The organism is Rhizobium sp. R693, assembly GCF_002211315.1.
GTDB lineage: Bacteria > Pseudomonadota > Alphaproteobacteria > Rhizobiales > Rhizobiaceae > Rhizobium.
This window is the reverse complement of record NZ_LOKY01000001.1, coordinates 301609-314610: the sequence shown is the minus strand read 5'-3', so window position 1 is coordinate 314610 and position 13002 is coordinate 301609. Positions and strand designations below refer to the sequence as shown.

The window sequence follows — 13002 nt, the reverse complement described above, 5'->3', positions numbered from 1 at the left end:
TCTATTTGACGGCCAGCCAGATGACATGACGCACGCCGCCGCGCTTGCCGTTGGCGCGCGTGTTGACGGCGTCGACGGCAAAGCCGCAGTCACGAAGCCGCCGGGTGAAGGAGGCGTCCGGTCCGGATGACCAGACGGCGAGAACGCCCCCGGGTCGCAGCGCATCGCGTGCGGCGCGCAGACCCGCGAAATCATAGAGACGATCGTTGGAGCGGCGGGTAAGTCCGTCCGGACCGTTGTCCACGTCGAGCAGGATGGCGTCGAACCGTGCAGTGCTACGCCGTACCAACTCGCCAACGTCGCCCTCATGGATGGCAACGCGGGGATCGTCGAGGCAGCCCTGGAATACCTCCGACATCGGCCCCCGGGCCCATTGCACGACGGCCGGCACCAGTTCGGCAACGATGATCGCAGCATCCTCTGGCAAAACGGCCAGGGCAGCGCGAAGTGTGAAGCCCATGCCGAGGCCACCGATCAGTATGTTGGGCCGCGCATGTGCCTTGATCTTTTCTCGCGAAAGCGTCGCAAGCGCTTCCTCCGAGCCACTCAGGCGGCTGTTCATAAGCTCGTTCGAGCCCAGCATGATCGAAAATTCACTGCCTCTCTGCTTGAGACGCAATTCACCATTTTCTCCGGGAATGGCGGCGGAAGCGAGTTGAATCCAGGGGAGCATGTCTGTTGTGCCTCGTGTTACACGTTCCCCCTAGCACATGCAAAGCACCCCGCGAACCGCCAATTCGCGCCGCGGGGTGACGTCACAGAAGTCTCGCTTAGTCGTTGCGGCACGCCTGATTTGTCAGCGTGTTGGTCCGGCCATGCGCTCGTCCGCGCTGGTCCTCGGGGCATCCTGTCCATTGGATCGAGCCGGAAGTCGAACTGGTGGCGCCAAAGTCGATCGGGATCGAGAGCCCTCCACCGCCGGTTCCCTCGCTGTCGGGCGAAGTACCAAGTGGCGGCGAGCCGTCAAAGCGGCCGCTACTGTCCATGCCCATACTTGCTTGCGCAAAGGCTGAACCGACGAAACTGACGAGGAGCACTGAAGTCACTGCGATAAGCCTGCGCATGATCGAGATCCCTTCAAGTTGAAGCACTTATCAATGTAGCGCAGCGTTTGATTCGGTAAAGCGGTTCGCGCATTTCTGGCGTCGAAATACCGATCCATGCTTAACGGGGGCGACATGCCGCCGCGTGAGCGACGCTTGAATTCTTTTCGGATGCGCCAGATTGCTGACAAGGCAGGCGTAAATGGAGGCTAGCATGGACGAGGATTCCAAGGCGGTACTGGTGCGGATATCCGGTCGGGTTCAGGGCGTCAGCTTTCGCGTCTGGACACGGGCGCGGGCCAGGGAGCTCGGGCTGGCGGGTTGGGTTCGCAATGAAGGCGATGGCTCTGTGAGCGCTCTCATCGCCGGTCCGGAAACGGCTGTTTCGGCAATGCTAAAGGAGTTCTGGAAAGGACCACCCGGCGCGTCTGTCGTTGCAGTGGAGGCGCAAACGGCATCCTTGGCGAAAGCACCCTCTGGATTCCAGATCACGGTATAGGTTGGCAGCGAGCCTGCGGGAACTGCCTGACGCAGATATCACGGCGAAGATAAGGCCGATTGATCGTGATCCCATCCACCAATAGGGGCGTTGACCACGCAGATCACGCCGGCCGGATCATAGGTGATTGTCACATCACCTTTCAATTCGGCCGCCAGCAGGCTTTCGATCAGACGCGAACCGAAACCTTTGCGCGAGGGTTGCACAACGCTTGGGCCTCCCGTTTCCCGCCACTGCAGCCTCAGCCTGGCAGGATCATCCCCCGGAAACGACCATTCGATCGAAACCCGGCCGTCTTTAACGGACAGGGCTCCATACTTGGCGGCATTCGTCGCCAGTTCATGCAGTGCCAGCGAAATCGATACGACGGCGCGCGGCGCGAGTTGAATGGGCGGGCCCGAGATCGAGATCCTGTCGGGTTGATAGGGCGACAGTGCTTGTCGCACGACCGTCTCCAGTTCTGCCTGCTCCCAGTTGCCGTGCGTCAAGAGATCGTGCGCTCTCGACATCAAGGCAAGACGAGCCTCGAATGCGTCCACTCCCGCCTGATTTGCTTCCTCTCGACCGAGCGTCTGTCGCGCGATGGCCATCACCGTTGCGAGCACGTTCTTCACGCGATGGTTGAGTTCGCCAACGAGAACGGTCTGGAGCCGCTCGGCCTCCTTTCGCGCGCTGATGTCGTGCGCTATTTTCGATGCCCCGACGATCCTGCCATAAGGGTCGAAGATAGGCGAAACGCTGAGCAGCACGTCGACCAGGCGACCATCCTTGCGCCGTCGCTTGGTCTCATAGGGATCAACCTTAAGACCGGCGCTGACCTGGCGGATGATTGCCGGCTCCTCTTCAATCCTGTCGTCGGGAACGAGCAGTACGACCGAGTGGCCGATCGCTTCCTCGGCCGAATAGCCGTAGAGCTTTTCGGCTCCGCTGTTCCAGCTGGTGATCCTCATGTTCAGATCTGTGCTGAGAATGGCGTCGTCGGACGAGGCAATGATCGCGGCAAGACGACGCTCAACCTCCTGAGCGCGCTTGCGTTCCGTGATATCGACCACAACGGTGGCAGCCTGGCGTATGTCGCCATTCGCGTCGCGCATTGGCGAGACCGAATTCGCTACCCAGACCAGGCTGCCATCCTTGCGAACGAAGCGCTTCTCGATTTCAAAGCTCTGTCCGGTTTGAAGCATTGTCCTGAAGGCGTGAACGTAGTCGTCGAGGTCCCTCGGAAACGTGATGTCCTGCACCCGCATCTTCAAAAGCTCAGCCTCAGAGTAGCCGATGATCTCGCAGAAGCGGCTGTTGACGAGCAGGAGCCTCCCGGCGAGATCCGACTGGCCGATGCCCGCTGCCGACTGCGAGAATATTGCGCGAAACCGCTCCTCGCTCTCCCGCAATGCCGTTTCGGACTTCACGCGTTCCGTCGTCTCGCTGACGATGCAAAAAACGCCACCAACCTTGCCAGCATCGTCCCTGATCGGTGAATAAGAAATGTCGAAGTGGACGGTCTCGGGATAGCCGTGCCGTTCGATATAAAACGGCCGGTCTTCTGCAACCACCGTTTCTCCATCGTCGAGGACACGCCGCAGCAGCGGTTCCAGGTCGCTCCACAATTCGCTCCAGTTCTCGCGGGCGGGGCGGCCGAGGGCCTGAGGATGCTTGCTACCGATGGTGGGCGCATAGGCATCATTATAAAAGGCAATGAAATCCGGGCCCCAGAAGATGACGATCTGAGCTTTGGCCGGCAGCATGATGTCGACGGCCGATTTCAGGCAGGGCGGCCACGAAGACGGCGGGCCAAGGCCGCTTGCTTCCCAGTCATCGCCATAAATGCGATCGGCCATCTCGCCTGACCCGGGATTTGTATCGCTGCTGCGCAGGAGTTTTGTCCTCTCTAGAACGGCCTTTGCCATTCAAAGGTTTGGCGCGCAAACGTCAAGAGGCAAATCAGGGAAGCGATCCGCTAGCGCTCGACATGGCACCAGGCAGCCAGAAGAGGTCGTGCGGTGCACCGCATCGCGACGTTGTGGCCCGCTTCATTGAAGAAGATGGAGCCGACGCAAGCGCGCTGCCATCCCTTGTCGTCACAGGAAAACTCGCAGTCGGACAGCGCAAGGAAAACACGGGAGCGATACTGAATGTGATCCGGGAAGCGGCTGTACGGCGCCATGATCGTCAGGCCGAGGGCGACGTCGTCTCGTTCCTCTACCCCCGATATGCCCGCCACCACCGCATGCGCATGCGTGTGCTCTATGTTGATGCTGGCAAATGGGCCGGTCTTGCTCGCAACCCATTCCAGGTTTTTGGCGACATCGCTGATGGCTGCCGCGACTTCGGCGAAGGGCTGGCCTTTCGAGCTCAAGTTGCGCAACGCAAACTGCAACTGCGGCCCCAACGGCACTGGCGTGGCCGGCTTGGTTGCGATCGCCCCCGGGTCCTGCAGCCGGTGAAACACCTTCCCGGCAACGAATTTTTCCATCAATGGAGCCGCATCGGACAGCATGATGTTGCCCAACGCACCGATCAGGCGCTGTACGGCGGCAGGTCTGCGCGCTCGGCTCACGGGATAGTCGCCGCTGGCAGCCCTGGTCCCACGATGCAGAAGGAGATCTGCTTCCCGTCTCAACCGGGGTTTCGACATCGATATGGAAAACTCCTTGGTCACACTCAGGGATCCTTATCCCGGTGGGATCAAAAAGCAAACTGTTCGAAGCGCCTTTTGCAAGGATGCTGACGCGATGCCAAGCGGCGGATGGCAGAATTCTTCATCGAACGAACGCGTTGCGCTTCTGTTTGGCTGTTCATCGCCAAACAGAAACGGTCCGGACATGCCAGCTAGGCTGCACGCTTCAAGGCATCCGCCAGGATGGCCACGATGCTTTCGATTTCGCCCGTCTCAATGATGAGTGGCGGCGAGAGCGCAATTATGTCGCCAGTCACACGAATGAGCAGCCCGTTGCGGAAGCAGTCCACGAAGACGTCATAGGCGCGTGTCCCCGGAGCGCCGTCGCGTGGCGCAAGCTCGACGGCACCGACGAGCCCAAGGTTACGGATGTCGGCGACATGCGGCAGCCCCTTCAGGGAGTGTAGGGCGTCCTGCCATGTGCCCGCCAGGGATGCCGCCCGCGTGAGCAGTCCTTCCTCCTCGTAGATTTCCAAAGTGGCGATGCCGGCGGCACTGGCGACCGGGTGACCGGAGTAGGTGTAGCCATGGAAGAGTTCGATCTGGTTTTCCGGCCCGACCATCAACGCGTCGTAGACGGATCGGCTCGCAAAGACCGCGCCCATCGGAATGGCGCCGTTCGTCAGGCCCTTGGCGGTGGTGACGAGATCGGGAACGACACCGAAATAGTCGGTGGCGAATGGCGTGCCCAGGCGGCCGAAGCCGGTAATCACCTCGTCGAAGATCAACAGAATGCCGTGCTTGTCGGCAATGGCGCGCAGGCGCTCCAGATATCCCTTTGGGGGCAGGATCACGCCTGCCGATCCGGACATCGGCTCGACAATGACGGCGGCGATCGTTTCTGCGCCGTGCAACGCGACGAGGCGCTCCAGATCGTCCGCAAGCTCGACGCCGTACTCGGGCAGGCCCTTCGAGAAGCCGTTACGTTCGATGTCGAGGGTATGGCGCATATGGTCTGCGGGAATCTGCGGAAAGACCCGACGGTTGTTGACAAGCCCGCCGACCGAAATGCCCCCGAAGCCAACGCCGTGATAACCCTTCTCGCGACCGATGATACGCGTGCGCGTGCCCTGGCCAATGGCGCGCTGATAGGCGATTGCAATCTTCAATGCCGTGTCGACGGATTCGGAGCCGGAGCCTGTGAAGAACACGCGATCGAGTTTTGCGGCCGGGCCGCCCGGCGCGATCTTTGCGAGCTTTTCGGCAAAGTCGAAGGCAACAGGATGGCCCATCTGAAACGTCGGAGCGAAGTCCAATGCCTGCAATTGGCGGGCAACGGCGTCGGCAACGCGCTTGCGCCCGTGGCCGGCATTGACGCACCAAAGGCCGGCGGTGCCGTCCAGCACCTTGTTGCCGTCGATATCGGTGTAATACATGCCTTCAGCCGAGGCGAGCAGCCGGGGCGTGGCCTTGAACTGGCGGTTTGCCGTAAACGGCATCCAGAAATTATCGAGGGAAGGCCGGTTGGAAATGCTGATCTGGTCCACCACTATCGTCTCCATTGTGCGTGGCTTCATGTTCAGTGATTTCCGTCACGGAACAAGTCCTTTTCTGCATGTGAGTAAACACTTGAATTTCATAGGTGTTGGGTGAATATGTTCGATATAATCAACAGATGAAACACGCCACATGTCAGTCGATATCGGCAACCGCCTTCGTCATCTGAGGATGACGCACAATCTCTCGCAACGTGAACTGGCAAAGCGCGCTGGTGTCACAAATTCGACGATCTCCTTGATCGAGTCGAATTCCTCCAACCCCTCCGTCGGCGCGTTGAAACGCATCCTCGACGGTATTCCCATCGGTCTCGCGGAATTCTTCGCCTTCGAACCGGAGCGGCCGAGAAAGGCATTCTACGCGGCCGAGGAACTCGTCGAGATCGGGAAGGGGGCAATCTCCTATCGGCAGGTAGGGGAAAGCCTGTTTGGCCGTAGCCTGCAGATTCTGAAGGAGTGCTATCAGCCAGGCTCCGACACCGGCAAGGTTGCGCTCGTCCACGAGGGAGAAGAGGGAGGAATTGTCCTTTCCGGGCGGCTCGAGGTGACGGTCGACGACGAACGCCGGATCCTGGGGCCGGGAGATGCCTATTACTTTGAAAGCCGGCGGCCGCACCGGTTCCGATGCGTTGGGCCGGTCGCGTGCGAGGTCATCAGTGCCTGCACGCCGCCGACCTTCTAGGCGCCCTTTATCCTTGCCAGAACGCGCTCAAGCGCCAGGATCAAGGCATCGCGTCCGCCGTTTTGATGAAAGTCGGACAAGACCTGCTCGTTCAGGCCGCCCTTTGTCGCAAACTCGCCGCTGAGCTCTTCGAGCGTAACAGTGTCGGAACGAAGCGCTGTCTGCGAAAGACTGGCAAACAGCGGTGCGATATAGGCGCGCCCCTTGCCTTTGGCGAGGCCGCGCTGCTCCAGCCACGCCGCCGAGACGTCCATGATCCCAAGGACGGTTGACATCAATGAACTCGCCGCCGCCAAGAGGTCATACTCATCCTCGCTCTCGCATTCGACAGCCGTGCCAAGAACCGAAAAGAGCGCCGCAACATGTGCGTCTGGCGGGAAAACGGCAGTCACTCCCTCGCGATCCGCGACGAAAGGCAATGGGATGGCCTGAACGAGGTGAACATCGGCCCCGATCCTTTCCAGAAGCGTCTTGCGGTTGGTCGCGGCAATGACGCTAACAACGAATTGGCCCTTTCTGAACGTCAGTCCGCTCAGAACGTCCTTGGCAATCTGCGGGCGCACGGCCAGGACAACCATGTCGCTCGCGTCGATGACAGCCTGGTTGTCGGCTGCAATCGAAACCTCGGCAAAGTCATCAGCCAGCGCCCGCGCGATCTTGGCGTTGCGGGGCGAAATCGTCACCAGCGAGACGGCAGCAGGATTGGTCAGCAGGCCCCTGACCATGGCGTCAGTGATGGTTCCAGTTCCAATGAAGCCGATCGTCCCTACGTCCACGACTGTTCCCCTGAGCGCTCGAGCACGATATAGGTCGCGCATTCCTGTGCAAGAGCGGGATATCGTGTCGCAAGCGGGCTTGCAAGGCTGCAGACAACCCTAGGGCTCGCCTGCGCGACATGACATCTTTTTCACCATGTACCGCGTGGAGTTCGATTTATGCCACGACTCCCGCGGGCTGGCATCGCCAGAGCAATTGATCGGGAATAGGCCTGGGCGACCGGCTGCCCGGCATGGTTTCATCGAGCAAGGGCCTCTCCAGGTCGCACGCGTCTGACCGCTCGCCTCGGTGTGTCGGGAGGGCGCCTTCGGCGGGCGTTGCCGCAAAACGCAATTCAGGGCAGATTGCGCAGCGTTGGGCCGCCGGAGGTTAGACATTGCTGGAGAGGCTGATTGGTGAATACGGCGTGCTGGCCGTCTTTCTCGGGGCTGCGGTGGAAGGCGAAACGGCCGCGTTTCTGGGTGGCGTTTTCGCCCATCGGCAGCTCATTCCATATTGGCAGGTCGCGTTGGCTGCATGTCTCGGATCGTTTGTCGCAGACCAGTTCTTCTTTCTATCCGGTCGCTACGCCACGAAGTGGTCCTATGTTCAAAGGCTGCTTGGATCGGAACCGATTGGGAGAGTGACGCGGTTCCTGGAAGCGTATCCGACAAGCTTCATTCTCGCCTTCCGCTTCATCTACGGCATCCGTACGATCAGTCCCGTTGCGATTGGCGTCTCCAGAATTTCGGCGCTGAGGTTCGTCACGCTCAACGCGATCGCCGCCCTGATTTGGGGCCTCCTGATGACGGGAATTGGGTTTCTCGCCGGACAGGCCGTAGAGGCCGTGCTCGGACGGCTGGAGCTGCACTTGCATTTGCTGATCGCGCTCGTCTGTGTCGCAATCCTTGTTCCGGTCAGTGCCTACGCTTTGCGGCGAGCAATGGCGAGACGCGCGGCGCGCCCGGGCGCTTGAGAAGAAGCGAGCAATCAACATCGGGTCACGGGCGAACGCGGCCGGCGTTGATCGAGCCGTGGGAGGCTCGAAAGATGTCAACGCAAAGTGATGGCGCTCCTGGCGCAATTGCAGCGATCCGATCTCGCTGCGATCAGCGAAAGAAACAATCACTGAGACGGCCTTGGCGCTGGTGTTCTGTGGGAGAATGCCTATGTTTCGCTTAGTTTCGAAACAACAGGGTTTTCATTTTTGCTTCTCGAAATTTCAATCGTTGCTGTACTCACCATCTTGAATGGCGTTCTTGCCATGTCCGAACTTGCGGTAGTTTCCTCACGGCCGGCTCGTCTCAAAGTCCTCGCCGATCAGGGAAGTCGCGGAGCTGCCATGGCCATCCGGCTGGCTGAGGAACCAGGACGGTTTTTATCGACCGTGCAGATCGGCATCACCCTCGTTGGCGTGCTGTCCGGTGCATTCTCGGGTGCAACGCTCGGTGCGCGCCTGGCCGACTGGCTCGGCACGCATGGCCTGTCACGGGCCGCAGCCGACGCGCTCGGGGTCGGCTCGGTCGTGGTCGCGATCACATACCTGTCGTTGATCGTTGGTGAATTGGTGCCAAAGCAGATCGCGCTTCGCGCGCCCGAGACGGTCGCAAGCAAGGTCGCTCCGGCGATGATGTTCCTGTCTCGCATGGCGGCCCCGCTCGTCTGGTTGCTGGACATCTCCGGGCGCACCATCCTTCGTCTGCTTGGCCAACAGGGTAAGTCCGGTGACGTCGTGACCGATGAAGAGATCAAGACCGTGCTTGCGGAGGCGCACAGCGCCGGCGTCATCGAGACGGAGGAATCGGCGATGATCTCAGGTGTCATGCGGTTGGCAGACCGAAATGCCAGGGCCTTGATGACACCGCGCCGCGATGTGGAGGTGATCGATGTCGAGGACGGTTTCAACGAGATCAGGGATCAACTCCGCCGGACCGTGCAGGCGCGATTGCCGGTGCGTAAGAACAGCTCCGACGAAATCATCGGCGTGCTTCTGGCGAAGGATTTTTATGACGCGCTTGCGTCGTCCGGCCATGTCGACATCACCACGATTGTGCAGGAGGTGCCAATCGTTTCTGATCTTTCAGGCGCTCTTGACGTCATTCAGGCCATTCGCCGCTCACGCTGCCACATGGTGTTGGTCTACGACGAATACGGCCACTTTGAAGGCGTCATCACCTCCGGCGACATCCTGGAGGCGATCCTTGGCGCAGTCCAGGAGGATTCGATTGGAGAAAAGGCCATCGTGCGACGTCACGATGGCAGCTATCTCGTATCCGGCTGGACACCGATCGACGAGTTTGCGGATTTCATGAACTTTCAGGTTGCCGACGACAGGGACTATCAGACGGTCGCCGGGCTCGTGCTGGAAGAGATGAAGCATCTGCCCGAGGTTGGTGAGAGTTTCGTCATGAACGGCTGGCGGTTCGAGGTCGTTGACCTTGATGGACGCAGGATCGACAAGCTTCTGTTGACTGCTGAACTGCCTCCCGGCGATGGAAGCCGAACCCTTCAGTAAGGTCGCCGCTCGACCCTCCTGCCATGTTCGTGAAGGAACCTTCATGTGAAAGGGGAGTTCCCTTTTCATATGGAGGCAGACATGAAAGCTCTTACAATAGCTACGGCTGCGGCAGCAGCATTTGCGTTTACCGGCACCGCTATGGCTCAGACAGCTGTTGTGACCGTGCCGGGCGAAGTGAGGACCTACATTACCGAACAGGACGTCCCTTCCACTGTCTATGATGGTGATGTCATTGTCGGAACAGAACTGCCGTCATCGATCGAAATACGCACCATCCCAAGCAATGATGCATACGGTTACACGGTCATCAACAAGCAACGTGTAATCGTCGATCCGCATACGCATCGCGTGATCGAAATCATCAGATAATCAATCGGTTTATGGTGATCGTTGATGTTATGCTTGCGCTCGGATGCATCCGCCTTGCGTTACGGAAGGTAACTCTGGCCGATGCGACCGAGCGCAGACGCTAACGACGCGCCCGGGCGCTTTCGCAATCCCTGGCGGACGCGCTAGGCACGCGGTTCCTTTCGACCAAGAAGCCACAGAAGATACGGTCCTCCAATCAGGGCGGCGAAAAGGCCGACCGGCACTTGGTAGGGATAGATGACGACGCGCGACAACCAGTCGGCCAGGACAAGCAGGCCGGCGCCGATCAGCATGGCAGCCCTCAGGCTATGGTGCACCCGGTGGAAGCCTGTCAGTTTCGACAGGTGGGGTGCGATCAAGCCGGTGAGGCTCAGCGGTCCAATGAGGAAGGAAGAGATCGCTGTGATCAGCGCGGCAAGGACGGCAAGCAGAAGGCGTGTCGATGTGACGCCAAGTCCGACACTGCGCGCCAACACCGTGCCAAGCGGCAGGATTGCGAACCAGCGCGTCATCAGGATGAGCGGCGCGGTCAAGACGATCAGCGAAATGATCGCTGTCCAGGCTTCAAGCGTCCCGGCCCGATTGGTCGAGCCCGAGATCCAGGTCATGAGAATGTAGCTTCGCATGTAGTGACGTGCTCAAATTCGTCTCCAATCGAGTGAAGAAGGCGCGGTGGCCTTCTTGCTATTCAAAATTAATATGTTACCAGACTTTGCTCAGTTTGAAGGTGAAGGTACGTGCGTCCCCGTAACCGCATGCGCCCACACCGCCGCAGCTTTCGACGTATACGTTGTCAAAGAGGTTTGTGACGTTGAGCGATGCAACCCAATCGTTCTTTTTGTAGCGAACCGCCGCGTCGACAAGGGCAGCGTCCGGAACCTTGAGCGTATTGGCCTCGTCGGCCCATGACTCGCCCTTGTATCGCACGCCTGCGCCGAGGCTCAGGCCCTCGAGTGTGCCTGTTGTCACGGTGTAGTCGAGCCACAGCGAGGCTGTCACGTCGGGCACGATATACGGTGTCTTGCCGACAAGCGATGGATTGGGATCGTTCCTGGTGATCTCGACATCATTATAGGTAAATGAGCTGAGAACCTTCCAGTTGTCGTTGAGGTTGACCTTGCCTTCCAGCTCAACGCCCAGGGATCTGACTTCACCCAATTGATCCTGCCACGGTGGCACTGCGATCGACACGACGTTGTTACGCTTGTTGATGTGGAAGACCGAGGCTGTGAAGGTCGCATCCATGAAGGTCGGTTCGTACTTCACACCGGCTTCAAATTGCTCGCCTTCCTCGGGTACCAGCGGGCCTTGCGCGCCAAGCCCAACCAACGGGTTGAAGAAGCTTGCGGCACTGATGTATGGCGTCACGCCATTGCCGAATTCATAAGCGAGCCCCGCACGACCGCTCCAAGCCCCTTCAGAGGTGTTAAAGTCGTCGTTTGCTGGAAGCCGGTCGTCCATGTCGGTCAGCACATAGTCGTAGCGGCCGTTAAGGGTGGCGATCCAGCCATCGCCGAAGCGGAGCTGGTCCTGGGCGTAGAGGCCGAGCTGGTTCATTGCCAGGACCTGGTTGTAAAGCGGGTTGTTCGGCGGCAGCGGTAGCCCGTAGATCGGGTTGACCGGGCTGATTGGCGTCGTGCCGAACAGCGAGTTTTGAACATTGTCGATGCGGTAGTATCGGTAGTCTATCCCTGCCATGACGGTATGGGTGGCACCACCAAGTTCAAAATCGTTCTCGACGCGGTTGTCGAACGCCAGGGTGTCGGCGCTGGTGTCGCCCTCGAAGCCGATGCGCAGCAGCTCGTAGTTCGGCGCAGTCGGTGTTGCGCCAACATAGCCGTAGGGGTAGGGCCCGAATTCATACTTGTTAAGATGCCCGTAGTGGAAGTTCGACGACAGTTTCCAGCCGTTGTCGAACGCGTGCTCCAGCTCATAGCCGACCATTTCCTGACTATAGCGGCCGCTGTCGCTGTCGGGTTCGCCCGGGAAGAAGTCGCGGCGTATCTTGCCGAACGGCGCGTCCACCACGGTGCCGACGTAAGGCAGGAACCCATTGCCGACATGCACCTGATCAAGGCCGCCGGCATAAGCCCATACTGTGAAATTGGTGGAGGCGTCAGGGGAAATTGTCAGCTGCGGCATGATGAAGCCGCGAAGGTCGTGCGAGAAATCGGAATAGTTGTCGCCGCCGGCGATCTTGCCTGTCAGGCGATAACTCATCGTGTCGCTGCTGCCGACCTTGTCCGAGAAGTCGAAACCGCCAAACCCGTTGCCGTTACTGTTGATGCCGGTCTCAGTGTAGTAATGGGGCTCGTCCGTCGGTCGCTTGCGCACCATGTTGACGATGCCACCCGGGTTGGAGCCGCCGTAAAGAGCCGAGGCGGGGCCTTTGAGGACCTCGACGCGCTCCAGCATGAACGGATCGATCTGGAACCCACCGAACCCATAGCTGAACAAGCTGAGGCCATCCAGGAAAACGCCGGTCTGGGTGGCGTTGAAGCCTCTGATATAGAACCAGTCGGTATCAGCGTCCGTGCCATAGGGCGCAGCCGTCACGCCAGGCGTATAGCGCAGCGCTTCATCGACTTTGCTGACGACCCCGCGGTCGTCCATTTCCTGCCTTCCGACAACCGAGACGGCCTGTGGGATCTCGTTGAGTGGCGTGTCTGTCTTGGATCCGGTCGTGGTCTCCTTGGCGACGTATCCGTTCACAGGACCGGTCGCGCTCTTATCGGCGCCCTTGCTTAGAACAATGATCGGCGCAAGTGCCGTATCGGCGGTCTGCGCCTGCGCTGTCCAGGACGCGCAAATACCGATCAGCGTGACGCTTGCACTGAGAGCCCGGCGCGAACCCTGGAAACCTTCTACCTTGTACATTCATTCTACCCCGCTTATTCGCCCGCCGGCCGCCCGCCAGGCACCAGCACGGATAAGGTGAGCGATTAACTCAAATTTAATAGTT

At 59.7% G+C, this 13002-nt stretch carries 12 protein-coding genes and 1 pseudogene; 5 read left to right on the top strand and 8 right to left on the bottom strand.

Annotated features, from left to right (window positions below; translation table 11 throughout):
- Position 1: 1 nt before the first annotated feature.
- Positions 2-673, bottom strand: coding sequence for a hypothetical protein (locus ATY79_RS01525; protein WP_088702769.1), 672 nt, complete (start codon positions 671-673; stop codon positions 2-4).
- Positions 674-770: 97 nt separating this feature from the next.
- Positions 771-1064, bottom strand: a complete 294-nt coding sequence (locus ATY79_RS01520; RefSeq protein WP_088702768.1) for a hypothetical protein — start codon at positions 1062-1064, stop codon at positions 771-773.
- A 193-nt stretch (positions 1065-1257) separates the two neighbouring features.
- Between ATY79_RS01520 and ATY79_RS01515 the strand changes: the two genes are divergently transcribed.
- Positions 1258-1542 (top strand): acylphosphatase, encoded by a 285-nt coding sequence (locus ATY79_RS01515; protein WP_088702767.1) that lies wholly within the window; start codon positions 1258-1260, stop codon positions 1540-1542.
- 38 nt (positions 1543-1580) lie between these two features.
- Here the strand turns inward: ATY79_RS01515 and ATY79_RS01510 are convergent, their stop codons facing one another.
- The 3 genes from ATY79_RS01510 to ATY79_RS01500 form a co-directional block, all read right to left on the bottom strand.
- The gene (locus tag ATY79_RS01510; RefSeq protein ID WP_088702766.1) at positions 1581-3380 is read right to left on the bottom strand and encodes a PAS domain S-box protein; all 1800 of its coding nucleotides are present in this window, start codon (positions 3378-3380) and stop codon (positions 1581-1583) included.
- Between the two features lie 119 nt (positions 3381-3499).
- The gene (locus tag ATY79_RS01505; protein WP_088702765.1) at positions 3500-4177 is read right to left on the bottom strand and encodes a dimethylsulfonioproprionate lyase family protein; all 678 of its coding nucleotides are present in this window, start codon (positions 4175-4177) and stop codon (positions 3500-3502) included.
- Between the two features lie 194 nt (positions 4178-4371).
- On the bottom strand, positions 4372-5706 hold the full coding sequence (locus ATY79_RS01500; RefSeq protein ID WP_088703007.1) for an aspartate aminotransferase family protein: 1335 nt from the start codon (positions 5704-5706) through the stop codon (positions 4372-4374).
- Between the two features lie 142 nt (positions 5707-5848).
- On the opposite strand from ATY79_RS01500, the gene ATY79_RS01495 reads away from it, so the two are divergent.
- Entirely contained in the window at positions 5849-6397 is a 549-nt protein-coding gene (locus tag ATY79_RS01495) for a cupin domain-containing protein (RefSeq protein ID WP_088702764.1), read from the top strand.
- Here ATY79_RS01495 and ATY79_RS01490 read toward each other — a convergent pair.
- Positions 6394-7173, bottom strand: coding sequence for a pyrroline-5-carboxylate reductase (locus ATY79_RS01490; protein WP_189637939.1), 780 nt, complete (start codon positions 7171-7173; stop codon positions 6394-6396). The two genes, ATY79_RS01495 and ATY79_RS01490, sit on opposite strands and share 4 nt — an antisense overlap.
- A gap of 377 nt (positions 7174-7550) precedes the next feature.
- Between ATY79_RS01490 and ATY79_RS01485 the strand changes: the two genes are divergently transcribed.
- The 3 genes from ATY79_RS01485 to ATY79_RS01475 all read left to right on the top strand — a co-directional run bounded on the left by ATY79_RS01485 (position 7551) and on the right by ATY79_RS01475 (position 10040).
- On the top strand, positions 7551-8129 hold the full coding sequence (locus tag ATY79_RS01485) for a DedA family protein (RefSeq protein WP_088702762.1): 579 nt from the start codon (positions 7551-7553) through the stop codon (positions 8127-8129).
- Positions 8130-8360: 231 nt separating this feature from the next.
- The gene (locus tag ATY79_RS01480) at positions 8361-9668 is read left to right on the top strand and encodes a hemolysin family protein (RefSeq protein ID WP_088702761.1); all 1308 of its coding nucleotides are present in this window, start codon (positions 8361-8363) and stop codon (positions 9666-9668) included.
- Positions 9669-9749: 81 nt separating this feature from the next.
- Positions 9750-10040 carry a DUF1236 domain-containing protein gene (locus ATY79_RS01475; protein ID WP_088703006.1) on the top strand — a complete coding sequence of 97 codons (291 nt, stop codon included), beginning with the start codon at positions 9750-9752 and terminating at the stop codon, positions 10038-10040.
- 143 nt (positions 10041-10183) lie between these two features.
- On the opposite strand, the pseudogene ATY79_RS01470 reads toward ATY79_RS01475, so the two are convergent.
- Positions 10184-10684 (bottom strand): annotated as a pseudogene (locus ATY79_RS01470) (iron chelate uptake ABC transporter family permease subunit); the annotation flags it as partial.
- Between the two features lie 58 nt (positions 10685-10742).
- Positions 10743-12917: a TonB-dependent siderophore receptor gene (locus tag ATY79_RS01465; protein ID WP_088702760.1), complete on the bottom strand. Its 2175-nt coding sequence runs from the start codon at positions 12915-12917 to the stop codon at positions 10743-10745.
- Positions 12918-13002 lie beyond the last annotated feature (85 nt).

Bases quoted from the DNA above. Each gene is read 5' to 3' on its own strand.
- ATY79_RS01525 (WP_088702769.1), bottom strand. From the start codon at position 673: ATGCTCCCCTGGATTCAACTCGCTTCCGCCGCCATTCCCGGAGAAAAT.
- ATY79_RS01520 (WP_088702768.1), bottom strand. From the start codon at position 1,064: ATGCGCAGGCTTATCGCAGTGACTTCAGTGCTCCTCGTCAGTTTCGTC.
- ATY79_RS01515 (WP_088702767.1), top strand. From the start codon at position 1,258: ATGGACGAGGATTCCAAGGCGGTACTGGTGCGGATATCCGGTCGGGTT.
- ATY79_RS01510 (WP_088702766.1), bottom strand. From the start codon at position 3,380: ATGGCCGATCGCATTTATGGCGATGACTGGGAAGCAAGCGGCCTTGGC.
- ATY79_RS01505 (WP_088702765.1), bottom strand. From the start codon at position 4,177: ATGTCGAAACCCCGGTTGAGACGGGAAGCAGATCTCCTTCTGCATCGT.
- ATY79_RS01495 (WP_088702764.1), top strand. From the start codon at position 5,849: ATGTCAGTCGATATCGGCAACCGCCTTCGTCATCTGAGGATGACGCAC.
- ATY79_RS01475 (WP_088703006.1), top strand. From the start codon at position 9,750: ATGAAAGCTCTTACAATAGCTACGGCTGCGGCAGCAGCATTTGCGTTT.
- ATY79_RS01465 (WP_088702760.1), bottom strand. From the start codon at position 12,917: ATGTACAAGGTAGAAGGTTTCCAGGGTTCGCGCCGGGCTCTCAGTGCA.